Origin of the sequence: Nonomuraea sp. 10N515B (assembly GCF_052245915.1) — a bacterium.
In the GTDB taxonomy this organism is placed as follows: Bacteria; Actinomycetota; Actinomycetes; order Streptosporangiales; family Streptosporangiaceae; genus Nonomuraea.
The window spans coordinates 38,343-62,746 of sequence record NZ_JBQQBQ010000045.1; the positions used below are offsets into that span (position 1 = coordinate 38,343).

The 24,404-nt window shown below is 70.3% G+C and carries 25 protein-coding genes; 12 read left to right on the forward strand and 13 right to left on the reverse strand.

All coding sequences use genetic code 11. The annotated features are described in order from the left end of the window. Positions 1 to 114: 114 nt before the first annotated feature. Both ACTWQA_RS42555 and ACTWQA_RS42560 read right to left on the reverse strand, forming a co-directional pair. Entirely contained in the window at positions 115 to 873 is a 759-nt protein-coding gene (locus ACTWQA_RS42555; protein WP_443164561.1) for a zf-HC2 domain-containing protein, read from the reverse strand. Then, entirely contained in the window at positions 860 to 1,273 is a 414-nt protein-coding gene (locus tag ACTWQA_RS42560; protein ID WP_443164562.1) for a hypothetical protein, read from the reverse strand. The genes ACTWQA_RS42555 and ACTWQA_RS42560 overlap by 14 nt, the downstream gene beginning before the upstream one ends. A 113-nt stretch (positions 1,274 to 1,386) precedes the next feature. On the opposite strand from ACTWQA_RS42560, the gene ACTWQA_RS42565 reads away from it, so the two are divergent. From ACTWQA_RS42565 to ACTWQA_RS42575, 3 genes are all read left to right on the forward strand, one after another. Next, entirely contained in the window at positions 1,387 to 1,890 is a 504-nt protein-coding gene (locus ACTWQA_RS42565) for an RNA polymerase sigma factor (protein ID WP_443164563.1), read from the forward strand. Beyond that, positions 1,883 to 2,560, forward strand: coding sequence for an anti-sigma factor family protein (locus ACTWQA_RS42570; RefSeq protein ID WP_443164564.1), 678 nt, complete (start codon positions 1,883 to 1,885; stop codon positions 2,558 to 2,560). Before ACTWQA_RS42565 ends, ACTWQA_RS42570 begins: the two co-directional genes overlap by 8 nt. Before the next feature lie 227 nt (positions 2,561 to 2,787). Continuing rightward, entirely contained in the window at positions 2,788 to 3,213 is a 426-nt protein-coding gene (locus tag ACTWQA_RS42575) for a dihydrofolate reductase family protein (RefSeq protein WP_443164599.1), read from the forward strand. A 68-nt stretch (positions 3,214 to 3,281) separates the two neighbouring features. On the opposite strand, the gene ACTWQA_RS42580 is transcribed toward ACTWQA_RS42575, so the two are convergent. After that, positions 3,282 to 4,868, reverse strand: coding sequence for a right-handed parallel beta-helix repeat-containing protein (locus ACTWQA_RS42580; protein ID WP_443164565.1), 1,587 nt, complete (start codon positions 4,866 to 4,868; stop codon positions 3,282 to 3,284). 245 nt (positions 4,869 to 5,113) lie between these two features. Here ACTWQA_RS42580 and ACTWQA_RS42585 point away from each other — a divergent pair, with 245 nt between their 5' ends. Beyond that, positions 5,114 to 6,082, forward strand: coding sequence for an RNA polymerase subunit sigma-70 (locus tag ACTWQA_RS42585; RefSeq protein ID WP_443164566.1), 969 nt, complete (start codon positions 5,114 to 5,116; stop codon positions 6,080 to 6,082). Between the two features lie 22 nt (positions 6,083 to 6,104). On the opposite strand, the gene ACTWQA_RS42590 is transcribed toward ACTWQA_RS42585, so the two are convergent. From ACTWQA_RS42590 to ACTWQA_RS42605, 4 genes are read right to left on the reverse strand one after another with little or no spacing between them, the layout of a single operon-like run. Beyond that, complete coding sequence (locus ACTWQA_RS42590) at positions 6,105 to 6,686, reverse strand: dihydrofolate reductase family protein (protein ID WP_443164567.1); 582 nt, start codon at positions 6,684 to 6,686, stop codon at positions 6,105 to 6,107. Positions 6,687 to 6,743: 57 nt separating this feature from the next. Continuing rightward, positions 6,744 to 7,682, reverse strand: coding sequence for a sigma-70 family RNA polymerase sigma factor (locus tag ACTWQA_RS42595; RefSeq protein ID WP_443164568.1), 939 nt, complete (start codon positions 7,680 to 7,682; stop codon positions 6,744 to 6,746). Between the two features lie 7 nt (positions 7,683 to 7,689). Then, the gene (locus tag ACTWQA_RS42600; RefSeq protein ID WP_443164569.1) at positions 7,690 to 8,184 is read right to left on the reverse strand and encodes a hemerythrin domain-containing protein; all 495 of its coding nucleotides are present in this window, start codon (positions 8,182 to 8,184) and stop codon (positions 7,690 to 7,692) included. Between the two features lie 44 nt (positions 8,185 to 8,228). Next, a complete protein-coding gene (locus ACTWQA_RS42605; protein ID WP_305919124.1) occupies positions 8,229 to 8,483 on the reverse strand; it encodes a dsRBD fold-containing protein in 255 nt (84 codons plus the stop codon). A 211-nt stretch (positions 8,484 to 8,694) separates the two neighbouring features. Between ACTWQA_RS42605 and ACTWQA_RS42610 the strand changes: the two genes are divergently transcribed. Further along, positions 8,695 to 10,647: a heparinase II/III domain-containing protein gene (locus tag ACTWQA_RS42610; protein WP_443164570.1), complete on the forward strand. Its 1,953-nt coding sequence runs from the start codon at positions 8,695 to 8,697 to the stop codon at positions 10,645 to 10,647. After that, on the forward strand, positions 10,644 to 11,765 hold the full coding sequence (locus tag ACTWQA_RS42615; RefSeq protein WP_443164571.1) for a substrate-binding domain-containing protein: 1,122 nt from the start codon (positions 10,644 to 10,646) through the stop codon (positions 11,763 to 11,765). The genes ACTWQA_RS42610 and ACTWQA_RS42615 overlap by 4 nt, the downstream gene beginning before the upstream one ends. A gap of 44 nt (positions 11,766 to 11,809) precedes the next feature. On the opposite strand, the gene ACTWQA_RS42620 is transcribed toward ACTWQA_RS42615, so the two are convergent. After that, positions 11,810 to 13,753 carry a DUF2264 domain-containing protein gene (locus ACTWQA_RS42620; protein WP_443164572.1) on the reverse strand — a complete coding sequence of 648 codons (1,944 nt, stop codon included), beginning with the start codon at positions 13,751 to 13,753 and terminating at the stop codon, positions 11,810 to 11,812. Positions 13,754 to 13,939: 186 nt separating this feature from the next. Here ACTWQA_RS42620 and ACTWQA_RS42625 point away from each other — a divergent pair, with 186 nt between their 5' ends. The 5 genes from ACTWQA_RS42625 to ACTWQA_RS42645 all read left to right on the forward strand — a co-directional run bounded on the left by ACTWQA_RS42625 (position 13,940) and on the right by ACTWQA_RS42645 (position 18,885). After that, positions 13,940 to 14,947 carry a hydroxyacid dehydrogenase gene (locus tag ACTWQA_RS42625; protein WP_443164573.1) on the forward strand — a complete coding sequence of 336 codons (1,008 nt, stop codon included), beginning with the start codon at positions 13,940 to 13,942 and terminating at the stop codon, positions 14,945 to 14,947. A gap of 37 nt (positions 14,948 to 14,984) precedes the next feature. Continuing rightward, positions 14,985 to 16,283: an ABC transporter substrate-binding protein gene (locus tag ACTWQA_RS42630; RefSeq protein ID WP_443164574.1), complete on the forward strand. Its 1,299-nt coding sequence runs from the start codon at positions 14,985 to 14,987 to the stop codon at positions 16,281 to 16,283. Between the two features lie 75 nt (positions 16,284 to 16,358). Then, the gene (locus tag ACTWQA_RS42635; protein ID WP_443164575.1) at positions 16,359 to 17,279 is read left to right on the forward strand and encodes a carbohydrate ABC transporter permease; all 921 of its coding nucleotides are present in this window, start codon (positions 16,359 to 16,361) and stop codon (positions 17,277 to 17,279) included. Continuing rightward, the gene (locus ACTWQA_RS42640) at positions 17,276 to 18,175 is read left to right on the forward strand and encodes a carbohydrate ABC transporter permease (RefSeq protein ID WP_443164576.1); all 900 of its coding nucleotides are present in this window, start codon (positions 17,276 to 17,278) and stop codon (positions 18,173 to 18,175) included. The genes ACTWQA_RS42635 and ACTWQA_RS42640 overlap by 4 nt, the downstream gene beginning before the upstream one ends. Then, the gene (locus tag ACTWQA_RS42645; protein ID WP_443164577.1) at positions 18,172 to 18,885 is read left to right on the forward strand and encodes a hypothetical protein; all 714 of its coding nucleotides are present in this window, start codon (positions 18,172 to 18,174) and stop codon (positions 18,883 to 18,885) included. Before ACTWQA_RS42640 ends, ACTWQA_RS42645 begins: the two co-directional genes overlap by 4 nt. Positions 18,886 to 19,139: 254 nt before the next feature. On the opposite strand, the gene ACTWQA_RS42650 is transcribed toward ACTWQA_RS42645, so the two are convergent. Both ACTWQA_RS42650 and ACTWQA_RS42655 read right to left on the reverse strand, forming a co-directional pair. Beyond that, entirely contained in the window at positions 19,140 to 19,778 is a 639-nt protein-coding gene (locus ACTWQA_RS42650; RefSeq protein WP_443164578.1) for a protein-L-isoaspartate(D-aspartate) O-methyltransferase, read from the reverse strand. Positions 19,779 to 19,806: 28 nt separating this feature from the next. Continuing rightward, complete coding sequence (locus ACTWQA_RS42655; protein WP_443164579.1) at positions 19,807 to 20,379, reverse strand: hypothetical protein; 573 nt, start codon at positions 20,377 to 20,379, stop codon at positions 19,807 to 19,809. A gap of 55 nt (positions 20,380 to 20,434) precedes the next feature. Here ACTWQA_RS42655 and ACTWQA_RS42660 point away from each other — a divergent pair, with 55 nt between their 5' ends. Then, positions 20,435 to 21,397 carry a helix-turn-helix transcriptional regulator gene (locus tag ACTWQA_RS42660; protein ID WP_443164580.1) on the forward strand — a complete coding sequence of 321 codons (963 nt, stop codon included), beginning with the start codon at positions 20,435 to 20,437 and terminating at the stop codon, positions 21,395 to 21,397. A gap of 2 nt (positions 21,398 to 21,399) precedes the next feature. Here ACTWQA_RS42660 and argG read toward each other — a convergent pair whose 3' ends face one another. From argG to ACTWQA_RS42675, 3 genes are all read right to left on the reverse strand, one after another. After that, positions 21,400 to 22,845: an argininosuccinate synthase gene (gene argG, locus ACTWQA_RS42665; RefSeq protein ID WP_443164581.1), complete on the reverse strand. Its 1,446-nt coding sequence runs from the start codon at positions 22,843 to 22,845 to the stop codon at positions 21,400 to 21,402. An 82-nt stretch (positions 22,846 to 22,927) separates the two neighbouring features. Further along, complete coding sequence (locus tag ACTWQA_RS42670) at positions 22,928 to 23,170, reverse strand: substrate-binding domain-containing protein (protein WP_443164582.1); 243 nt, start codon at positions 23,168 to 23,170, stop codon at positions 22,928 to 22,930. 377 nt (positions 23,171 to 23,547) lie between these two features. Next, entirely contained in the window at positions 23,548 to 24,375 is an 828-nt protein-coding gene (locus tag ACTWQA_RS42675) for a class I SAM-dependent methyltransferase (RefSeq protein ID WP_443164583.1), read from the reverse strand. Positions 24,376 to 24,404 lie beyond the last annotated feature (29 nt).

The window sequence follows — 24,404 nt, forward strand, 5'->3', positions numbered from 1 at the left end:
GGTCGTGTCGGGACTGCCGGCCTGATCGCGGACAGCCTCGGAGCCCGTCCGTGAGCATCGGCCTATGTGCGTACACCGAGAGACATGGCAGGTGTGAGCAGGTCCATCAGCTTACTAAAGGACGGTCTTGCGGAGCTGGGCCGCCTCGGCCCGGCAGTCCGCGCACTCCCTCAGATGCGCTCGCACGGCAGCCATCTCAACCGGTCCGAGAAGGTCCAGGACGTACGCGCCGAGCGCGGTCGGGTCGTGCCGCACGGACCATCCCGGCCAGAGCCGGAAGGCCACCGTCCGATCGAGACGGCCGCCCAGGTGCATGGCGCGCCAGACACCCCGGTACCCCGGCAGCAGCCCCGCCGCGACCAGCACGTGTCCGGCGATCAGCAGCGTCGCCAGGTACGTCGTCCAGACATGGATCCTGACCAGCACCGCGAACACCGGTCCTCCGTGCAACAGGCTCATGCCCGCACCGCTGGTGAGCAGGGCCAGCAGGGTTCCGGCCAGCGCGAGGTTGAGGACCCGCTGGCCGGGATCGAAGTGCCCCTCGTGGTGACCGAACCGGCCGGTGAAGAGCGCTGCGGGCCAGCGTACGAACCATTCCAGATCACCCCTGCGGAAGCGCACCGATTCGGTGACGAACGTCCGGATGGCGCGGCGCCCGAACGCGACCGCCACCAGGACGAGCACCGCGAGCGCCCAGCCGAGCCAGGTGTGCAGGACGGTGTCCGGCAGCCTGGTGAGCCACGCGAGCGGGCTGGGGTCGCCCTCCCTGCCCGCCAGCAGCCACCAGCCGGTGCCGAGCAGCCCAAGCGTCGTCAGGTAGACGCCCGCATGGAACCATCTGGTCCTGCGGTCATAGCGCTCAGTAGTAGTCATTGCCGGAGCTCTGCGTCGGCGAGGGAGCCTGGCCGCCCCCTGTCACGTTCACCGTGAGCTCGGCCGAGGCGCCCGCAGGCGAATGGTCGGCGTTCTGGAGAGTGACCCCCACCGTGTGCTCGCCCGGCGGCAGCCCGGCGATCTGGAACGGCGAGGCCGTGACGACGGTGTAGTCATCGGTGTGCCCGTCGGTGAACACGTGGACATGGTGCTTGCCGGATTCCGGTGGGCCGATCTCCACGCTGGTGGTGAACTCCAGGGAGAACGTCCCGGCGACGTCGGCGTTGTTCGCCGGGCCGGTGATGGTCACGGTCGGGGAGCCGTCGGCGCCTGTCGCGCCGGCCGTGCTGCACCCCGCGAGCAACATGCTCGCGGCGAGAGCGAGAAGGATTTTTCTCATGCCGGTTGTACGGGTGGCGGCCCGCCCCGGGATTCACCTCGGTGAAGCCAGAATGGTGATCCTTACCGTAGTACCGACTGTGGGCACTTTCGGATGAATCGCTCCTGGCCGGGATGGCGTCGGGCGACACGCAGGCCGCCACCACGCTCGTACGTCGCTATCAGGCCAGGGTGTTCGGCCTTGCCAGAACCATCGTGGGAGAGGCGGCGTTGGCGGAGGAGGTCGCGCAGGAGACCTTCGTGCGAGCATGGCGGCACGCGGCTGCCTACGATGCCAGGCGTGGTGCCGTACCGACCTGGCTGCTCACGATCACGCGCAATCTCGCCATCGACGCGCTGCGGCTCCGGCGCGAGCTGCCGGTCGATCCGCAGGCGCTGCTCACGCGGCTGCAGTCCGCGGAGCGCACCGAAGACGCGCCGCGTGATGAGGAGTTCGTCCGCCGGGCGCTGCGCATGCTGTCACGGGAGCAGGCCAGGGCCATCGCCCTCACCGTGTTCTACGGACTGACCAGCAAGGAGGTGGCGCAGGTCGAGAGCATACCGCTGGGCACCGCCAAGACTCGCCTGCGCAGAGGGCTGGCCAAGCTCCGTGAACAGTTGGAGGTGAACGATGACTGAGCGGCCGGAATGCGAAGGGATCCGCGAGGCGATCCCGGAACTCGCCGCCGGCGCCCTCGCCGGCGACGAGCGCGCCGACGTGCTGCGCCATCTGTCGGGCTGCGCCGCCTGTCGCAGGGAGCTGGAGCAGGCCACCCAGGTGGTGGACGCGCTCACCACGCTGGCCCCCGCGGAGGAGCCGCCCACCGCCTTCGAGTCCGCCGTGCTCGCCCGCATCAGCGGGGGACGCCCGCGCCGTCGATGGCGGCCCATCGGGATGCACCTGCTCACGGCGGCGATCGTCGCCGCGCTGGTGGGCGGGGCCGTGTGGGTGGCCACCGGGCCTGACCGCCGGCTAGCGGAGAGCTACCGCGAGACGCTCGCCATCGCCGACGGGCGCTACCTCACCGCCGCCGTGCTCTATGCCGGCCAGCGGCGAGTGGGCCACGCGTTCGCCTATCAAGGGTCGCCGAGCTGGATCTTCCTCACCGTCGAGGCGGCCGGAGACTCCGGCTCCTATCAGGCCACGCTGGCCGGCAGGGACGGCGCCTGGAGCGACCTCGGCCAGGTCACGGTCTCCGGCGGGCGGGCTTCGTGGGGCACCACCGTGGCGACGCCCATCGCGGAGATCGACCGGGTCGTGCTGCGGAAAGCCGGCTCGCCCGATGTCATCGCCGTCTTCGCGCGATGAGAGTCACTTGCGAGACGGGATCTACCGGGGTGTGATTCGCTGAAGCCCGATCTCATCCCGCAAGGAAAGGCAACGAGGAGGTTGGCGGTGGGCAGGATCGTAGTCACCGAGTTCATCTCGCTCGACGGCGTGGTGGAGGCCCCGGCGGTGAGGACTTCAAGCACCGGAACTGGAGCTTCGCCTTCGACCGCGGCGCGGACGGCGACCAGTTCAAGCTGGACGAGGCGCTGGCGGCCGAGGTGCTGCTGATCGGCCGCAGGACCTATGAGAGCTTCGCCGAGGCCTGGCCGAAGTACACAGGTCCCTTGGCCGACAAGTACAACAGCATGCCCAAGTACGTGGTCTCGAGCACCCTGACCGACCCCCAGTGGTCCAACACCCACGTGATCGCGGGCGACGTGGTCGGGGAGGTGACCAAGCTGAAGGAGCAGGTGGACGGCGAGATCCAGATCCCCGGCAGCATCCGGCTCGTGCAGGAGCTGATCGAGAACGACCTCGTCGACGAGATCCACCTGATGACCTTCCCGGTCATCCTCGGCACCGGCAGGCGCCTGCTCGGGGAGACCACCGACAAGACGACATGGAAGCTGACCGAGTCGAAGACGGTCGGCGAGGGCATCCCGATCACGATTTTCCAGCGGGCCGGCCGATGAGTCTTCCGCTGCCGAGGCCCCGGCCGATGAGTCTTCCGCTTCCGAGGCCACGGACGCGAGGGCGGTTGTCAGAGCCGGGCTCCGACGTCGGCGCCGTTGGCGGGGCGTAGGAAGGTGGAGGTGCGGATCGAGCCGTCGGCGTTGCGCGGCCCCGTGATGATGCTCGGGTCGGTGCCGGCGAACGACCAGCTGCCGCCGAGGTTCCACGAGTTGCCGGTGCCGCTGGAGTTGGCGCCCAGTGACACGTTGACGCCGTTGGCGACGGCGAGGTTCTTGGTCAGCGTCGCGTCGGCGTCGGCGAAGTCGAAGCCGGTGCCGGGGTTGTCCCAGGCGGTGCAGTGGTCGATCACCATCTGGCCCGGGTTGGCATTGTCGATGAAACCACCGGTGGCGTTGTCCCATGCCATGCTGTTGCGGACCACGTGTGCCGCCGGCAGATCCTCGTCTCCCCCGCCGAGCTTGAACCCGTTGCCGTCACCGGTGTAGTCGGGCAGGTTCCAGCGGTTGAAGCCGTTGCCGTAGGCGATGCTGTTCTCCACCGTCACCGGGGACAGGAACTCCCAGAAGTCCAGGCCGTCGTCGGAGTTGTTCCACAACCTGGCGCCGCGCACCACGTTGCCGGTGCCGGAGCCCTCCTTGATGGCCAGGCCATCGGCGCTCTCCCCGTTGTTGCGGGGATCGCGGTTGCCGTACGCGTCCAGGTTGATGATCTGGTTGTTGCTGGACGCGCCCTGGAGGTGCAGGCCGCTTTCGTAGTTGTCCCGTGTGATGAGACGTTCGAAGACATTGTTGTTGGTGTCGAGGCCGAACACGGCGTACGGGCCGTTGATGATCTCCAGGCCGATCAGCCGCCAGTAATCGCCCTCGATGTGGATCGCGCCGCGCTCCGGGCGGGGGATGCTGCCATCGACCGGGGCCGGGGTGTGCGGCATGTTCTCGCCGTCGATGACGACGCGCTCCCCGTTGTAGGTGGTCATCGTGATGGGGGCGCTCGCGGTGCCGTTCTTCAGCAGCTGGATGTTGGTGCTCGGCGCGTACGTGCCGCCGCGGAGGAGGATCGTGTGCCCGGGCTGCGCGAGGTCGACCGCGCGCTGGATCGTCCGCAGCGGTTGGGCCAGGGTGCCGGCGTTGCTGTCGTTGCCGTTGGTCGCGACGTAGAGCGCCGTGCCCGGCGGTGTCGTGCCATCGGTGGTGACGTCGATGAAATCGATGTTCGGCAGGCCGCCGGAAGCCGTCGGGCTGAACCGGATCGTGTTGCTCCCGGAGCTCACCGAAACGCTCAACGTGTTCGTGACCCACGTCGACCACGCGCCGGTCCCCTCGAACGACACCGACTGCACGGTCGAACCGTCGACCATCAAGGTAGCGGGCCGGCTCGTCGTGGTCCCGTTGGCAAAGCGGACCGCCACCGTCGCGGCGCCCGCGGCCGGCGCGTTCACCGTGAACTGCGCCGCCGCGCCCACAGCGTTGCCGGCGTTGCAGAAACCGGTCCCCGAGTAGCCGGAGTGATTGGAGTCGATGGTGCCGTCACACGTCGCGGGGGCGGTCTCCGCCTCATAGCGGGTGGTCGCCGCCGCCGCCGTGGCAGCGGGTAATGCCACGAACGCGCCGGCTGCCAGGGCGGCGCATGCGATGAACGATCTCAGTCTCATCATCCCTCTCCAAGGGTCACCGACGTACGGTAAGCGCTTTCCGAATGCGTGGGAGGAGTGAAGCACAGGGGGTCGACGGCGAGAAGCCCTCAAGGGCGGCGCGACCTACCGGCTCGTCATCCGGCCAGGTCAAGCCGCCTGCCCAGCACCTGCTCGAGTTGCAAGCGCGCGGTGAAAGTTTCATGGCCGGCGCCGAACTCATCGGCGATCGGCCGGTTTTTGTCGCAGAGCGCGGCTACCGTGAGGGCGTGGCTGCCACCGAGACGAAACAGACCGCGCCGACGCTCCTCGCCGCGGCTCAGGCGGGCGATTCCGGCGCCTTCGCCGACCTGGTCACGCCCCACCGGCAGAGCCTGCATCTGCACTGCTACCGCATGCTCGGCTCGCTGGAGGAAGCCGAGGAGGCGCTGCAGGAGACGCTGCTGCGCGCATGGCGCTCTCTGGGCGGCTACCAGGAGCGGGCACCCCTGCTGCACTGGCTCCACCGCATCGCCACCACCACCTGTCTGAAGGCCATCGCCGCGCGCGGGCGCAGACCGGCGACCTTGGCGGAGGTCTCGCACCTGCAGCCCTACCCCGACCGGCTGCTCGACCGCGTCGACCCCGCCGACGCGGTCGAGCTGCGCGAAAGCGTGCGACTGGCGTTCGTCGCCGCCCTGCAACTGCTGCCCGCCACCCAGCGCGCGGTGCTCATCCTGCGCGAGGTGTTGTGCTGGAGCTCCGCGGAGGTGGCCGAGTTCCTCGATTCCAGCGTGCCGGCGATCAACAGCGCGTTGCAACGGGCGCGGGCCACCCTGCGCTCGGCCGATCCGCCGCGACAGCCGACGTTGGAGGCCTACGACCAGGAGCTCGCCGAACGGTTCATCGCCTCCTGGCGGCGCCTCGACCTCGACGCGCTGGCGGCGCTCTTACGCGAGGACGCGATCTTGCGCATGCCGCCCGAGTCGGTCGAGATCGTCGGCCGGGACGCCGTCTGCCGGTTCTTCGCGACCACCCCGGCGGAAGGCCGGCTGGATCGCATCCGCCTGGTCGCGACCGCCGCGAACGGGCAGCCGGCGCTGGCCGCCTATCTGCCCGACGCCACCGATACGTGCCAGGGCTACGGCATCATGGTCCTCACCACGACCCCGGCGGGCATCGCCGAGATCACCGGGTTCCCCGACCAGGCTCTGTTCGAATGGTTCGGCCTGCCGAAGGAGTCTGCGCTCCTCCGGTGAGCCACCCGGCCCGCCTTACGCCTCATGCGCGGCCGGCGTCTCCTCCAGGGTGAGGTGGCCGGCCGTACCACGCGAGGACGGCGGCGCCGGACTGCTCTGCGGAGCGGCACTCCAGGTGCGCGGCCGGGCCTTCGGCAGGAAAGAGCCGGTCGCCGGCGCCGAGGATCGTGGGGAAGGTCAGGAGCCGATACTCATCGATCAGGTCCGCGGCCATCAGCGCGCGCACGACGCTCAGGCTGCCGGTGATGATCACATCGCGCTGCTCGCGCTTCACGGTGTCGATGAGGTCTCCGTCGATGACCTGGGAGTTCACCCACGCCGACGGGTCGGTCAGCGTACGGGAGGCGACCAGCTTCGGCACGGCGTTCATCCGCGCCGAGAACGGGTCGTCGCGCCCCGGCCAGATCCGGGAGAACACCTGCCAGGTCGTGCGCCCCAGCAGCATGACCCCCTCGTCCAGGGTGCGGCCCAGCCGGAACTTGTCCCCGGCGACGGCCTCGGGACCGTGCCGGAACGCCCAGCCGCCGGTCGGCGTGCCTCCGGACCCGTCAGGGTCGGACACGATCCCGTCCAGGGTGATGAACTCAATGACGATGACGCTCACGATGGGTGTCCCTTTCGCTCGATGCTCACCCGTACGTACCGGCGGCATCGGCCCGGCTCATCGCGCCTTGCGAAACTCCTCGGAAGAAATTCGCTCGGGCAGGTCGAACGCCTGGAACACGCGTGGATCGGCGAACACGACGTTGTGCGCGACCCGGCCACCGGTGACCGTCAAGACCTGGAGCGTGTGCAGCCGCTGCCCGCCGCCGGGCTCCGGCGCGTACGCGGCGAGCGTGGGCTGCCCGTTGGCGGTGAGCCGGCGCATGGCCCAGCCCGGGCCCCACATCTCGAACACGCGGTCCATGAACAGGCCGTAGTCGCGGCTGCCCCGATACCACAGCGGCACCGGCGGCATCTCCATGATCGCATCGTCGGTGAGGAGCCGCACGAGCCCGGGGACGTCGGCCGCTTCGAAGGCCCGCATGTACTGCTGGATCACCGCGCGCACCTCGGGATCGTCCGGCTCGGCGACCTCGCCGACGTCGGCGGCGTCCGCGAGGGCGGCGCGGGCTCGCTGCAGAGCGCTGTTGACGGCCGTGACCGTGGTCTCCAGCTGCGTGGCGACCTCTGCGGCGCTGAACTCCAGCACCTCGCGGAGCACGAGCACGGCACGCTGCCGCGGCGGCAGGACCTGCATCGCCGCCACCAGCGCCAGCCGCAGGTCGGCGCGCGCCCCCACGTCGAACCGCGCGTCGGGGAACGGCTGTAGCCACGGGATGTCGAGCGCCGGCGTCAGCGGCGCCCCGGGGTCGTCACTCGGCGCTCCCAGCCCGGACGGCAACGGCCGCCGCGCACGCCCCTCCAACGCGGTCAGGCACGCGTTGGTCGCGATCCGGTACAGCCAGGTCCGTACGGAGGCACGCGTGTGGTCGTACCGGTCGCGGGCCTTCCACGCGCGCAGCATCGTCTCCTGCACCAGGTCCTCGGCCTCGTGAAACGAACCCAGCATCCGATAGCAGTAGGCCACCAGTTCGCCCCGGTAAGGCTCGAATTCCATGAGCCCATCATGGTGCATCCCTGTTCCGCGCGGCTCCCGACTGCGGGCCGAGCGACGCCATCTTCTTGGCTCTCGTCACCTGGCCGCCCAGTTCCAGGAGCTGGGCCTCGGAACAGGCCTGCCGCAGCCGCGGGAACAGGTCGTTCTCCTGCTCCCGCACGTGGTGGCGGATCTGGCCCATCAGCCGCTCCAGCGTCGGCCAGAATGCCGTGTCGGACGACTCCAGCCCTTCCAGCTGCTTCATCGTCCGCTCGGCGGCGACGTGCTCGGCGATCTCAGCATCCGCCAGCGCGTCGCCGCCCGGGACGTGTTCGCGCACCGCCGGGTATAGGTACGCCTCCTCCGCCACCGAGTGGCGCACCAGTTCGATGACCACCTGCTCCGCCAGGGTCTCGGCCTTCTCATCGATCCGGCCGACCATATGCTCCAGCCGGCTGAACAGCTCCTCGACCTCGCGGTGGTCGGCGACCAGGACCGCGATCACATCCTGTTGTTCGCTCATCGGCGGGCTCCTTCGACCGAGATCAAAGTCGCGGATCAGGGACGTCAGGTCGCCGACCGGACGTTCTCGCGGACGTCCTTGGTCGCCACGCCCAGCAGTTTGCCGGTCAGATCGATCAGTGCGCGGCCGACGGCCAGTTCTTCACCGATCTGCGGCGCGGGCGGGTCAGCCGGATTGCGGTGAGCTTCGCCGCACCCGGTCAACCGCACGTCGGCTGGGCTGGTCAAAGTGACGTACGCGGTGGCAAGATCGCCGGTCTCGGCGATGTCGATCTGAATGGACCATTGTCTGTCGGCCATGGGTCTCACCTCACTGGTACCTCACTGTCGCGCTACCCCAGGTCATGTGGGCAAACGCGGCTCGCTGAGGTAGCCGGGCAGCGCGGCGCCCGCCGAACGCCGCTCGCGAGCGGGTGCTTGCGGCGTTCCGATCAATAGGCCCAGGAAAGCGTAATTTGATTCAACTTCGATCACTTTCGATCGCTACTATGGGGGCGTCGCGAGGAGGACCATGACGAACACTGCAACCGGCTCCGCGGGCTGGCGGACGGGGAGCGGACCGGCGGAAGACGGGGCGGTAGGTCCCCTGCGTGCCGTCTGGGGGGCCGCGATGTCGCCGGAGGCCCTGGTCCGCAGCCTGCTGCCGGCTGAGGCGGCGCTGCCGGTCCCATCTGCGGGGGACGCCGCCTGGGATCAGGTCCGCAGGTCCGGCGCGCTGGCCGCCGTACGGGAGCGGGCGAAGGCAGAGCTGGGCACACCCTGGCCGCAACCGCTGGCCTCGCAGTACGCGCGCTACTTCCGTGACGGCAACCGCACCCGCTACGAGAGCCAGGTGTTCGAGCGCCAGGACCGGCTGACCCGAGCGGTGCTCATGGCCGCGAGCGGCGAGGCGGGCGGCGAGCAGACGTGGCTGGACGAGGCCGCCGACGGGATCGTCCAGTTGTGTGAGCAGAGCTCGTGGTGCTGGCCGGCGCACGAGGACACCTGCCGGCCCCGCGGCACGGTCCTGCCCGATGTGGCGACACCCTGCCTCGACCTCGGCGCCGCCGACGTCGCCGCCCAGCTGGCGTGGGCCGACCAGGCTCTCGGCGACCGGCTGGCGGAGCGCTATCCCGGGCTGCGGGAACGCGTGCGGGCAGAGGTGCGCGTGCGGGTGCTCGACCCGTTCGTCCAGCGGCGCGACTGGCACTGGCTGGGCCTGGACGGCGATGTGCACAACTGGTGCCCGTGGATCTGCGGCAACGTGCTCGTCGCCGCGCTGCGCCTGGCCGAGCCGGGGCGGGAGCGGGCCGGCCAGGTCGCCTGGGCGGTGGCGGGCCTCGATCGTTACCTCGCGGCGCTGCCGGCCGACGGCTCCGTCGATGAGGGTTATGAATACTGGTGGAACGGGGCATGCCGGGCGCTCGAGGCACTCGACCTCCTGGAGCACGCCACGTCGGGGCGGCTCGACGCGGCGGACGTCCCGGTCGTGCGGGAGACGGTCCGGTTCCCGCACCGCATGCATCTGGGCGGGCCGTGGTATCTGAACCTCGCCGACGCGCGGGCTCGGCCGCCGGCCGACCAGCCGTGGCAGGTGCTGCACCGCTGGGCTCGCGGGCTCGGCGAAGTGGACGCCCGCCGGCACGCGGAGTCGCAGCGCACGCCGGGGATCCGCGCCTCCGCCGAGCTCGGGCGGGCGCTCTGCGAGCTGGCCGATGACGCGTGGCAGCACGCCGAGCGCGGCGAGCCGCCTCTCGTGGCCGGGGTCTGGCTGCCGAGGACGCAGGTCGGCCTCGCGCGTACGGCGGGCGGGACGGCGCGCGGTCTCGCGCTCGCGGTCAAGGGCGGGCACAACGGGGAGCACCACAACCACAACGACGTCGGGTCCGTGGTCGTCGCCGTGGACGGCGTTCCCGTGGTGGTCGACGCGGGGCGGCCGACGTACACGGCGCAGACGTTCGGGCCGGACCGTTATGCGATCTGGACGATGCAGAGCACCTGGCACAACGTTCCCGAGGTGCGGGGCGCGGCGCAGGGGCAGGGGTCTGGGTTCCGGGCCCGCGACGTGCAGGTGGTGGACGAGCCCGGCCGGTTCGAGGTGCGGCTGGACCTGGCCGCCGCCTACCCCGTACCCGAGCTCGAGCGGTGGTGGCGGACGGCGTCGCTCGATCGGCGCGCGTCACGCGTGACGATCGGGGACTCCTGGAGCTTCACCGGGGACGGCGACCCGAGCGTGCTGCATTTCCTGCTGAACGGGCAGGTGGAGCAGCCGTCCGCCGGGCAGGTCGTCGTCCGGCCGCCGGGCGGCGCGCGGGCGGTGAGCGTCGCGTGGGACCCTGAGGTCGCGGCGGCCGTGCTCACCGTCCGCATGCTGGAGGACCCCCTGCTCTGCGAGGTGTGGGGCGAGCGGCTGACCAGGCTGGAGCTGCACCTGCCCGGCACGGCGCGGGGCGCTTTCGAGGTCCGCGTGGGGGTGGGGGAATGACCGTGTCCGATTCGCCGGGTGCGCTGCCGGACGAGCGCCGCGCCCAGATGGTGGAGTTGCTGCGCCGGCGCGGCGTGGTGCGCGTCAGCGAGCTGGCGACCGAGCTGGACGTCTCGGCCATCACGATCCGGCGCGACATCGCGCTGCTCTCGTCCCAGGGGCTCATCCGCCGGGTACGCGGCGGCGCCGTGCTCCACAACGGGCCGGTGGCCGAGACGCTCGCCGGCGTCGCCGAGACGGAGGAGTCGCCGGCATCCGACGCGGAGGCACCGCAGGTCACGATCGGCATGGTGGTGCCGTCGCTGAACTATTACTGGCCCGACGTGATCCGCGGCGTCCGGGAGGCAGCCGCGGCGGCCGGCGTGCGGGTCGTCCTGCGTGGCGCCAGCTACCGGGCCACCGACGAGCGCCGCCACCTCTCCCGGCTGGTGGAGGCGGTGGGCGTGGACGGCCTCCTGGTCGCGCCCACCACGACCGGCGACGAAGGGGCGGAGCTGGTGCGCTGGCTGCAGGACGCCGACATGCCCATGGTGCTCATCGAGCGCACCGCCGCCTCCGGCCCCTATCAGGAGGCGATGGAGTCGGTGGTCAGCGATCACGCGCTGGGGGCCGGCATGGCCGTGCGGCATCTGGTCGAGCTCGGTCACCGGCGGATCGGACTGATCACCACCGTGCAGAGCCCGACGAGCCCGCACGTGCGGCGCGGCTGGCAGCAGGCATGCGAGGAGTTCGGCCTTCCACGGGACGACTCGCTGGACATCAGCACGGTCGACCAGTCGGATCCCGAGTGGCCCAGGGCGCTGGAGAGCCTGATCGACCGATGCGTCGCCTCCGGGACGACGGCGCTGCTCGTCCACTCGGACCCGGAGGCGATCGACCTGGTCGAACGGTGCCAGGAGCGTGGCATCCGCGTGCCCGGCGATCTCGCCATCGTGGCCTACGACGACGAGGTGGCCGAGTTGTGCGACCCGCCGTTGACCGCTGTCCGCCCGCCCAAGACGGCCATCGGGCGGGCAGCCTTCGGGCTGCTCGCCGAGCGCCTGACCGACCCGGAGCGCCCCACCCACCGCATGGTCATCGAGCCACGCCTGATCGTGCGCTCGTCCTCGGCGTCATGAGCATGCCACGCCTGATCGTGCGCTCGTCCTCGGGGTCGTAGCGTTCACGGTCCGCTGGGCGCGACGGACGTGTCCAGGAGGTCGTCCGTCCCGTCCGGCCAGGTCACGCGGGCGAGCGCCGGGCCGTCCCAGGACAGGACCGGCGACCGGTCCGGCTCCTGACCGCCGAGGAACACCGCCACGTCGTACCAGGTGTCCGGCCGCGCCGGCGCGGTGGTGGCGCACCAGGGCACGAGCGTCCACGGTGCGAGCGGCGAGGAGTCCTGGGCGGAGAGCACGCCGCACAGGTCCAGCCCGGGTCCCGCCATGACGCGCGCGTGCATGGTGCCGTTCGACACGGCGGGGAGGTCGCCCTGGACGGGGTGGGCGGCGGGGAGCGGCCATCCGCCGACGCGCAGCCGGCCGGGCTCCGCCCCGGTGGCCCGCACCCGGACCAGGCGCAGCTCCCAGGGCCCGCGCACGGCGGAGAGCAGCTCCAGCCACGGCCCGAGGCGTACCGTCCCTGGCCGCCCGTAACCGTGGTCCCCGCGAGCGTCGCCCTCCGGGGTGACCCAGTGGGCCTGCCAGCGTGAGGCCCCGATCGCCGTTCCCGAGGGGAGGCGGTCGAGGAGGAGTGTCTCGAATCCCGTGCGGTGGCTCGGCCGCCCGTCCTCGTCCAGGAGCACGACCGCCTGGTCGAAGGGGTCGGCGGCGTGCTCACCTGCGAGCACCGGCGAGGTGGCGGTCGAATAGCCCAGCCGCGCGTACAGGGGCGAGTCGGTCAGGTGCGTCCCCGGGTGGGAGTGGTCGGTGCCGTGGTTGATCACCCGTACGACCCCGTCGCCCCGGGTGCCGCTGACCAACCAGCCCGGCGCGCGGACGACTCGCTGGTAGTCGCCGGACTCGATCGGCAGCGGCTCCTCCACGGCCGTCCACACCGGATGGTCGGCGGGCAGGGACAGGCCGAAGAAGCCCTTGGCAGCCCAGTACGGCGAGCCGGGCCCGGAGTAGGACTGGGCGATCGGGGGCCAGGCTCCGTGCCAGCCCAGGGTCAGGACTCCGTCCTCGTCCGGCGCCCCGCGTTCGGTGAAGTGGCGGGCGATGCCGGAGGCGGCGCGGCGCAGCAACCCGGGGCCCGGCGTGGCGATCCCCGCCCGGGCGCCGGTCCAGAACTGGGTGGCGGCGGCGAACCGGTAGGTCAGGCTGCGTCCCTGGACCAGCGGGGATCCGTCCGCGCCGACGAGGTGGACGGCGTCGTGCAGGTAGCGTTCGAGCCGCTCCAGGTAGAGCGGTCGCCGTGAATCCGCCGCCGGGTCCCCGGCCGCCATCTCGCTCCACATCAGCGGGTAGAACTGCAGCGCCCATCCGGCGTAGTGGTCGTAGGCGCGCTCGGCACCGTCGGCGTACCAGCCGTCCTCCCTGGCGAAGCCGTCGGTGAACGCGAGCCCTTCCTCGATGTCCTTGCGCTCGAAGGGGCCGCCGACGGAGGCGAGGAACTGCTCGACCACGATCTGGAACCAGATCCAGTTGATCGGCGGGTAGTCCGAGCCGATCGCGGGCGCGAGGTAGTCGACGACCTGCTCCTGCACGATCGGGTCGAGCCGGTCCCACAACCACGGCCTCGTCAGGTGGAGCACCAGGGCGAGCGACGCGGCCTCGACCTTCGCCTGGCCGTGCTCGTCGAGACGCACCCAGCGCTCGGGTGAGCGGGGATCCGTGCCGGTGGCCAGGCCCTGCGCGTACCACTCCATCAGGCCGAGCGGATCACGCCCGCCTTCGCCCGCGACTCGGAACCCGGCCGCCAGGAATGTGCGCGCGAAGCCTTCCAGCGCGTCGACGTCGGGCCCGTAGCCACCCGGCGGGCCGGGGAAGGAGATCCGGGCATGGGACGCCGAGGCGTACCGCCGGGCGGACAGGAGGAGATGGTCGGCGAGTGCCGCCCAGTGGTTCCTGGTCCATCCGGTCTGGGGCGAGAGCCGCAGGTCGTCGAACTCCCGCAGCATGAGCATGGATCCTCCTGGCCGTGATCGCACACGTTAACGTCTCCGTTTCGTACCATGCCGACCGCTCTTTGGTACGAGACCGATCAATATCGATCAGATAACGTGATCGTTCTGATTAACGAGGTATTGACGTGATTGTAATGATCAGACATGATCAGCGGCACTGGTAAGCGCTTGCCCGGAAGGACACCGGTGAGACGACCCCCTGCCCTGCTGGTCATGGACCCTGCGAAGTTCAGCGTGCAGTTCCACGAGCCGCAGCTTCGCCGGTTGCACGACCTGGTCGAGGTGGGCGATCCGATCGTGACCGCGGACCTCGACGCACCCTCCGTGCGCCGCCGGTTGCGCGACGTCGAGGTGCTGGTGACTTCGTGGGGCTGTCCGCCGCTGACAACCGAGCGGCTGGCCGACGCGCCACGGCTGCGGGCGATCTTTCACTGCGCGGGCACGGTTCGCACGTTCGTCACCGACGAGGTGTGGCGGCGCGGGATCCTCGTCACCAATGCCGCCGACGAGAACGCGATCCCGGTGGCAGAGTTCACCCTGGCGGCGGTCATCTTCGCCGGGAAGAAGGCTCCGTTCCTCGCCCAGGACGCCCGCCGGCTGCGCGCGGACTGGTCCTTCTCCGCCGGACGCGGGGAGCTGACCAACCGCGGGCGCACGATCGGCGTCGTCGGCTTCTCCCGGGTGGGGCGCCGGGTCGTCGACCGGCTCCGCAGTCTGGAGGTGGACGTCCTCGTCGCCGATCCCTATGCCGACCCGGCCGCGGTGAGCGCGCTGGGCGCCCGGCTGCTGCCGCTGCCCGAGTTGCTGCCGCGTTGTGACGTGCTCACGCTGCACGTCCCGGAGCTGCCGTCCACCCAGCACCTCATCGGGGCGCCCGAACTCGCCCTGCTGCGTGACGGGACCACCATCATCAACACCGCACGCGGCGCCGTCCTGGACACCGCGGCCCTGGAGCGGGAGTGCGCCCAAGGCCGGCTCGACGCGATCCTCGACGTCACCGACCCCGAGCCCCTGCCCGCCACCTCACTGCTGTACGACCTGCCCAATGTCATGATCACCCCCCACATCGCCGGATCTCTGGGATCGGAGACCCGGCGGATGAGTGAGAGCGCGCTCGATGAGCTCGAACGCTACCTGTCCGGTCAGCCGCCCCGCGCGGCCGTGACCCCCGACGACTTCATGGTGAGCGCCTGAGCCCTGAGACCGGCTCAAGAGAAAGGAGACCGGAGCAATGACCGCTTCGAACACGCCAGCAAGGGTGCGCCACCCCCTCGTGAAGACCCTGAGCGCCGCGGCCGCGCTCTCGCTTGCGCTCACCGCCTGCGGCGGATCGTCGGAGCCGGCGAGCGGCGGCGACGGAAACGTCACGCTGAGCGTCACGGTGTGGAACATGGCCAAGACCCCCGAGTTCAAGGCGCTCTTCGACGCCTTCGAGGCGGCGAACCCCGGCATCAAGATCAAGCCGGTGGACATCCTCGCCGACGACTACGCCGAGAAGGTCACCACGATGCTCGCCGGTGGCGACAAGACCGACGTGATCACGATGAAGAACGTCACCGACTACTCGCGTTACTCCAGCCGCGGGCAGCTCCAGGAGCTCACCGACCTGGCCAAGTCGGGCGACGCCGCGAATCTGGCGGGCCTGGACGCGTTCAACGTCGGTGAGAAGTACTTCGCGCTGCCGTACCGGCAGGACTTCTGGCTGCTCTATTACAACAAGACGTACTTCGACAAGGCCGGTGTCAAGGCTCCCGAGACCCTGACCTGGGACGAGTACGCCAAGCTCGCGCAGCAGCTCACCAAGGACGAGGGCGGCAAGAAGGTCTACGGCACCTACCACCACACCTGGCGGTCGGTGGTGCAGGCCATCTCCGCGGCCCAGACGGGCGGCGACCAGCTCAGCGGCGAATACTCCTTCTTCACCGACCAGTACAACGTGGCACTCGGGGTGCAGAAGTCCGGCTCGACCCTCGACTTCGGCACCGCGACCGCGCAGAAGTCGGACTACAAGACGCTGTTCGAGACCGGGGCCACGGCCATGCTGCCCATGGGCACCTGGTACATCGCCGCCCTCATGGACGCCAAGAAGAACGGCAAGACCGACGTCGAGTGGGCGCTGGCACCGATGCCGCAGCGCCCGGGCGGCTCGGGGGTGACGACCTTCGGCTCGCCGACCGCCTTCGCCGTCAACAAGAAGGCCGAGCACGCTGACGCGGCCAAGAAGTTCGTGCAGTTCGCCGCGGGCAAGGCGGGCGCCGAGGCGATCAGCAAGGTGGGCGTGGTGCCGGCGCTGCAGAGCCCCGAGATCACCAGCGCCTACTTCGCGCTCGACGGCATGCCCACCGACGAGGTGTCCAAGAAGGCGTTCGAGCCGGACAAGGTCAATCTCGAGATGCCGGTCAGCGAGAACACCTCCGACATCGACACCATCCTCAAGGAGGAGCACGAGCTCATCATGGTCGGCGACAAGTCGGTCGCCGACGGCATCAAGTCGATGAACGAGCGCGTCAAGAGCGAAGTGCTCAACTAAGGACCGGCCCGGGCGGGCCTGGAGACCTCCAGGCCCGCCACGTGTCGCCGCAGGTCCTGCAGGAGAAGGATGGCCATGGCTCACGTTGCAACACCACCGGCGCCCACCGCCCCGCCTCACCGCCGGCGGGCCTGGCGCGACATCCTCGTCGGGTGGAGCTTCATCCTCCCGAACTTCGTCGGCTTCGCCCTGTTCACGCTGCTGCCGATGCTCGCGGCCTTCGCCCTGGCGTTCCTGGACTGGGACTCCTACAGCACGCCGGAGTGGGTGGGGCTGGAGAACTTCCAGCAGCTGTGGGCGGATGAGAACTTCCACGTCGCCCTGCGCAACACGCTCTACTACGCCGCGGGCCACATCCCGTTGACGCTGGTGGCGGCGCTCGGCCTGGCCATCGCGCTCAACCGGAAGCTGCGCGGGGTGGCGTTCTTCCGCACCGCGGCGTTCTTCCCGTACATCACCTCGCTGGTCGCCGTGGCGATCGTGTGGAACACGTTGTTCAATCCAACGGCGGGGCCGATCAACCAGGTCCTCGAAGCGCTCGGCGTGGCGAGCCCGCCCAAGTGGGTGGCCAGCACGGACTGGGCGATGCCGTCCGTGATCATCACCAGCGTGTGGCGGGACATGGGGTACTACATGGTGCTCTACCTGGCCGGGCTGCAGACGATCCCCAAGGAGTATTACGAGGCGGCGCGGGTGGACGGCGCGAGCGCCTGGCAGCGGTTCTGGAACATCACGCTGCCGTGCCTGCGGCCCACGACGTTCTTCGTCATCGTCATGCTGACGATCCAGAGTTTCAAGGTCCTCGACCTCATCGTGGTCATGACCGACGGCGGCCCGGGCCGCAGCACGCTGGTGCTGGCCCAGCTCGTCTACCGGGAAGGCATCACCGAAGGAAAGTTCGGCTACTCCTCGGCGGTCGCCCTGGTGCTGTTCGTCATCGTGCTCACCGTCACCGTCGTCCAGTTCCGTATCAATGAGCGGAGGAGCGCCCGATGACCGCGCTGCACGATGCTCCCCCGGCCGCCGCCCGGCGGCGCCCGCCGGCGGCGCCCGAGGACGGGGACCGCTCCGGCGGGAGCCCCATCCGCAAGGCGCTGGCCTACCTCTCGCTCACCGTCGTCACGCTGCTCGTGCTCGTGCCGTTCGCCTGGATGGTGTCGTCCTCGCTGAAGCGGGACAACGAGGTCTTCGCGATCCCCATGCAGTGGATCCCGCAGGAGCTGCGCTGGTCGAACTTCGTGGAGATCTGGGACCGCATCCCGCTGCTGACCTACCTGGGCAACTCGGCGTTCCTGTCCCTGACGATCACGCTGCTGCAGCTGCTCACCGGGAGCTTCGCGGCCTACGGGTTCTCCAAGGTGCGCTTTCCCGGCCGGGACGCGTTGTTCCTCGCCTACATCGCCACCATCGCCGTGCCGTGGCAGGCGTACATGGTGCCGCAGTACATCATGATGCAGCAGGCCGAACTGACGAACACCTACTGGGCGATCATCCTGCTGCAGGCGTTCGGCGCGTTCGGCGTGTTCCTTATGCGCCAGTACTACATGTCCATCCCGGACGACCTGTGCGAAGCGGCCCGGATCGACGGGCTGAGCGAATACGGCATCTACTGGCGGATCATTCTGCCGCTGTCCAAGCCGGCGCTCGCGAGCCTGGCCCTGCTCACCTTCGTCAACACGTGGAACGACTACATGGGGCCGTTCATCTACCTGACGGACAACGAGCTGTGGACCGTGCAGCTCGGGCTGCGTTCCTTCGTCGGGCAGTACGACGCCGACTACGCGATGATGATGACCGGCGCGGTGCTGTCGGTGCTGCCGATCCTGGTCATCTTCCTGGTGGGGCAGCGTTACTTCATCCGGGGCATCGCGACGAGCGGGCTGAAGGGATGAGCGGGCACGACGCCGGCTCGGCGGTTCGCCGCCTGCTCCGCCCGGCCGAACAGGCGACGTACGAGAAGGTCTTCTCCACCGTTTACGTCGGTCTCATGACGAACGTCCTGCTCGCCGTCGCCTGCGCGCCGCTCCTGGCGGCACTCGCGATCGTGCGGGACCCGCTGGCGTCGTGGCCGTTCTTCACCGTGCTGTCGTCGCTGTGCGCGCCCGCGCTGGCCGGGGCGTTCAGCTGCTTCGCCGCGCTGAGTGACGGCTCGACCGCCGTCTTCCGCACGTTCTGGAGCGGCTACCGCCGCTGTGCCGCCCGCGCGCTGCTGCTCTGGGCGGCCGGCGCCGCAGCCGTGAGCATGCTGACCGTGGACGCCGTCATCGTGGCACGCACCACCTGGGGGCCGGCGCTCGCGCCGTTCTTCGCCACGGCGGCGGCCCTGGTCGCAGCCGTGATCTGGGCCTCACTGGTGCTGCTGGCCGAGCCCAGGAACGAGCCCGTACGACTGCGCGACCTCGTGCGCCCCAGCCTCTACCTGGTGGCGCGGCGCTGGTACCTGGCCGCGGTCAGCATGGCCGTGCTCGTGCTGGCCGCGGCCGTCATCCTGGTCAAGCCGGTGATCGGCCTCCTGGTCTTGTGCTCGCCCCTCCTGTACGTGGCGTGGGCCACGACCAGGTTCGTCGTCGCCCCGGTCCTGCCGGATTCCACCGGGCGCTGAGAATCGCCCGCCTGCCGGCGGGTCAGTCTCCCTTCGTGACGGGGACCGCCACCGTGGTGAGCTCGGCCTCGTCAGGACGGGGCCCGTCGTCGCCTCATTCCGTCGTGGCGCCGAGGTCGGGCACCGCGCCGATGGACACTTCCACCGGCTGACGCGTCGCCACATCGATGTGGATGTAGAGGTAAGGCCGGTGACGGCCAGCGCGCTTGCCGCAGCGCCTACTTTATGTCCCCTATGTAATCCATCTCGGCACGTTAGGCCTGATAGGGCGACTCAGTGGCATGTTCGCCGATGAGGGGGACGAACTGCGCGGGCGTCACAGTTCGCTGCGGCTCCAGGCTGCCGTGCCGTTTGGTGAACAGCGTGACGAGGTCGGCCACACCCGCCGCGATGGGCATGACCAGGCGGCCGCCCTCCACGAGCTGCTCGGCCAGCGGGGCGGGCACCTCGGCGGCCGTGGCGGAGACGACGACCGCGTCGAAGGGAGCGTGCTCGGGCAGGCCGGCGGTGCCGTCGCCGACCACCACCTCGGCGTTGGTCACGCCCACCGCGGCGAGATTGGCCCGTGCGTGTTCGGCCAGGTCGGCGTAGCGCTCCACCGAGTACACACGATCGGCCAAGTGCGCCAGCAGGGCGGTCTGGTAGCCGTACCCGGTGCCGATCTCCAGCACCGTGTCCTCGTCCGTCAGCGTCAGCGCGTCGATCATCTGAGCGACCAGGGACGGCTGCGAGGTGGGCTGCCCGTGGCCGATGGGGATCGGCGTGTCCTGCTCGGCCCGCCCGGCCGAGCGCGGCGGCACGAAGTGCTCGCGCGGCGTGGCGGCGACCGCGGCCAGCAGGCGGGGGTCGGTCATCCCCATCTGCCGGATGATCTCCACCAGATTCCTGCCCATGACCTTCCGCTCCCCAGGCACCTGGGAATCACACCTGCTCAGGCCCCAAAGCGGTGGCGCGGCGTGTGCCCCGTCCCGTTACGACGGAAGGAGCATCCCGCCTGCCGTTCTCATGGTCGAAGTCGATCCGCATGACCACCCGCCGGACCGTGGGATGGCTGACCTCTTTGAACCCGGCGTCCTCGAAGACCTGACGTGCCCCCACGTGCAGCTCGCCCCAGGTGATCTCCTTGCCCGGCTGGGTGATCATCGGGTAGGCCTCGAGCGCACGGGCGCCGTGCCCACGGGCGAAGTCGATCGTCCAGCCCGCGAGCTCGTCATCGACGTAGGCCACCAGACCGCTGGTCGCCCCCGCGTCCGGGTCGCCGCAGGCGGTCTGCGCGCGGAGCATCGCGGTCCGCCCCTCTTGCGTGGAGTCACGCCAGATCCAGCCGACGACCTTGAACCGCTGGCACTGGCACCGGCCCGCGTCGGTGGTGCCGAAGATCGTGCCGAGGTCGTCCCACGACGCCTCGTTGGCGGGGACGATGGTCACCCGCTCGGCCGGGATCGGCGCGGGCTCTGCCGTCATCGCCGGCTCGTGAAGGGTGTCCTCGGTCATGGCCCGCATGCTAGGTTCCATTCCGGACGTTCTGCTACCGGATTGCGGAGATGACGTGAAGCCCGACGCGAGCCCCACGGCACGCGCGCTGCTGGCACTCGAACTGATCCAGGGCAGCCCGGGCATCACCGCGGACCGGATCGCCGACAAGCTCGGCGTCTCGGAGCGGGCCGCCCGGCGATACGTCGGCATCCTCCGCGAGGCCGGCATCCCGATCGAGTCCGTCCGCGGACCCTACGGCGGCTACCGCCTCGGCCGCGGTCTGCGGCTGCCGCCCCTGAGGTTCACCGCCGAAGAGGCGCTCGGCCTGGTCATGGCCGTGCTCGACGGCCACCACGACGCCGGCGATCCCACCGACCCGGTCGGCAACGCGCTCGGCAAGATCATGCGGGCGCTCCCCGGCCCGGTGGCCGCCCAGGCCGAGGCCGTCCGCCGGACCACGGCGCCCGCCCCCGACCGCGCCGCCGCCCGCCCCGACCCGGCGACCACGACCACGCTCGTGCGGGCCTGCTCGAGCCATCGGCGGGTGCGGCTCGGCTACCGTTCCGAGGCCGGGTCGCAGGAGCGCGCCATCGAGGTCGACCCGTGGGCGGTGGTCGTCCGCCACGGCCGGTGGTATCTGCTGTGCTGGTCCCACGTCGCGGACGCTCGGCGGGCGTACCGGATCGACCGGGTGCGCGGCGTGGAGGTGCTCGACGCCGTCTTCAGCCCACCCGCCGACCTCGACCCGGTCGCGACGCTCGAGGAGCATCTCGCCGTCGGGTGGGAGTACGACATCGAGGTCGTCATCGACGCCCCCGTCGACGCGGTGGCGGGGTGCCTCCCCCGGGCCCTCGGACGGCTCGAGCCGCTCGACGCCGAGACCACCCGCCTGGTCGGCAGCACCAGCAACCCTGTGTGGTACGCCGAGCAGCTCGTGATGATCCCGGCGGCGTACCGGATCGTGCGGTGCCCCGAAGTCCAGGAGGCCGCACGTGTCCTCGGGCGGCGGCTGCTAGGGGCGGGTGAGCACCCCTAGGGTCAGTCGGTGCCGGACTCCATCGCGGCGGAGTCGAGCAGCTCGTCGCCGGGGATCTCGCCGCTGGAGGCGATCGCCTCGGCCCCGCCCTCCGGCATGGCGCCGATCAGCTCGGTCGGGGTCGCCGGCACGGCGCCGATCAGCGTCGGGTGCGCGCTGCCGACGATGCCCAGCCGGGCATATTGCTCCAGCTTGGCGCGGGAGTCGGCGATGTCGAGGTTGCGCATGGTCAGCTGGCCGATGCGGTCGACCGGCCCGAAGGCGGAGTCCTCGGTCCGCTCCATGGAGAGCTTGTCCGGGTGGTAGCTGAACGCGGGGCCGGACGTGTCCAGAATGGAGTAGTCCTCACCGCGCCGCAGCCGCAGGGTCACCTCGCCGGTGATCGCCGTGCCGACCCAGCGCTGCAGCGACTCGCGCACCATCAGCGCCTGCGGGTCCAGCCAGCGGCCCTCGTACAGCAGCCTGCCCAGTCGCCGGCCCTCGACGTGGTAGGCGGCGAGGGTGTCCTCGTTGTGGATCGCGTTGACCAGCCGCTCGTAGGCCGCGTGCAGCAACGCCATGCCCGGCGCCTCGTAGATGCCCCGGCTCTTGGCTTCGATGATCCGGTTTTCGATCTGGTCGGACATACCCAGGCCGTGCCGGCCGCCGATGGCGTTGGCCTCCAGCACGAGCTCGACGGCAGAGGGGAACTCCTTGCCGTTGATGGTCACCGGCCGCCCCTGCTCGAAGCCGATCGTGACGTCCTCGGCGGCGATCTCGACCTCGGGGTCCCAGAACCGCACGCCCATGATCGGTTCAACGATCTCGACGCCCGTGTCGAGGTGCTCGAGCGACTTGGCCTCGTGGGTCGCGCCCCAGAGGTTCGCGTCCGTGGAGTAGGCCTTCTCCGTGCTGTCCCGGTAGGGCAGCTCGCGGGTGAGCAGCCACTCCGACATCTCCTTGCGGCCGCCGAGCTCGCTGACGAAGTCGGCGTCCAGCCACGGCTTGTAGATCCGCAGGGAGGGGTTGGCGAGCAGGCCGTAGCGGTAGAACCGCTCGATGTCGTTGCCCTTGAAGGTGGAGCCGTCGCCCCAGATCTGCACGCCGTCCTCGAGCATCGCGCGCACCAGCAGCGTGCCCGTGACGGCCCGCCCGAGCGGGGTCGTGTTGAAGTAGGTGCGGCCGCCGGAACGGATGTGGAACGCCCCGCAGGCCAGGGCCGCGAGCCCTTCTTCCACGAGGGCCGCGCGGCAGTCGACCAGCCGGGCGACCTCCGCGCCGTACGCCGTGGCGCGGCCGGGCACCGAGGCGATGTCGGGCTCGTCATATTGGCCGATCTCGGCGGTGTAGGTGCACGGCACTGCACCCTTCTCGCGCATCCACGCGACCGCTACCGAGGTGTCGAGGCCGCCGGAGAAGGCGATCCCGACACGTTCACCGACGGGGAGGGAGGTGAGTACCTTGGACACGAGCAGAAGTATATACACATCACTGCATGACCATGCAAAGGGGTGTGCGGTCGCGGCACGCCGTCGTCCGGTCGGGCGGTCGTCAGGCGGCCAGGCTCGACTCGCGTATGACCAGTTCAGTGGCGAGTTCGATGTGGTTGGATTCGATCCTCTCGCCGGAGGCCAGGCGCAGCGCCGTACGCAGGGCGACCATCCCCATCTCGCGCAGCGGCTGGCGTACGGTCGTCAGCTGGGGCGAGGTCATGGTGGCGATCTCGGTGTCGTCGAAGCCCACCACGCTGAGGTCTTCGGGGATGCGCAGGCCGCGGTTCCTGGCGACCTGCATGGCGGCGATGGCGCACCCGCCGCCTCCGACTCGGCGCCGGCCTCGATCGCACCCTTGATGATCTCAGTGGCGTAGGCGGAGAGTTTCCCGTCCACCCACACTTCGACCGTGGCCGAGCCCGCAGCCTGGTTCTGGTGCGATAAGCGAGGGATCTAGCCGTGCTCCACCAGCAAGGACTGCACCCGCGACCGGGTGGCCGGTGCGACGTCGCTGCGACCGTTGAGCACCAACGCCCCGCTAACCCCAAGACCACTCCACCGCCGGGGCCCTGTGATCCGGCGATGGCGAGCTCGGCCGGCACCGTCCCCGTCGCCGTCCACGGCTGACCAGCGGGCGGCCCCCCGCTGGTCGAGCTCCGGGGACGGTGAGCACGCGCGTCAGCGGCGAATGCCAATGGCCTCCAGATATTCGCCGGCCGCCAGCACGGTCCCGTCGTCGGCCCGGTTGAACTTCTTGGGCACCTCGGCCAGGTCCGCGGCGAAACGTGCCCGCGTGGCCTCGTCCATGGTGCCTGCCAGGCGATGGATCGGCCCATAGTTCGCCAGGAACCATTCCGCGAAGTGCTCAGGCGAGCGATAGCAGAACTCGAACGTCCGCGTCTTGAGCGCGACCCATTCGACCTCGTCGCCGAACAGCTCCCGCAGCCGCCCCTGCGTGCCCCACAGCATCGGGGACCTGACCTGCGGCGGGGGCGGCGCGTACGTCCCGATCGTCCGGAAGAGCACCCCCACCAGCCCGTCAGGCGTCCAGCTGGCCAGCCCGATCGTCCCGCCCGGCCGCGTCACCCTCACCAGCTCGGCCGCGGCCCGCTCCTGGTCGGGCGCGAACATCACGCCGACCGTGCTGAGCGTGACGTCGTAGGACGCCTCGGCGCACGGCAGTTGTTCCGCGTCCCCTTCCTTGAAGGTCACCTCGAGGTGCTCGGCCGCCGCCCGCTCGCGGCCCTGGTCGAGCAGGCCGGGCACGTAGTCGACGCCGGTCGCGGCGGCGAAGCGCCGCGCTGCGGCCATGGCCGCGTTGCCCTGGCCGCAGGCCACGTCCAGGATGCTCTGCCCGGCGCGTACGCCGGCCGCCTCCACCAGGCGTTCCGCCATGAGCTGCAAGGTGACGCCGACGCGTGCGTAGTCGCCGGACTCCCACCCCAAACGCTGGCGTTCCTTGAGCGCGACGAGGTCGGGCCGCGCCGGCGCCTGCGGTGTCTCCATGATTCCTCCCCTTTCCCGGCGCCGTCTCG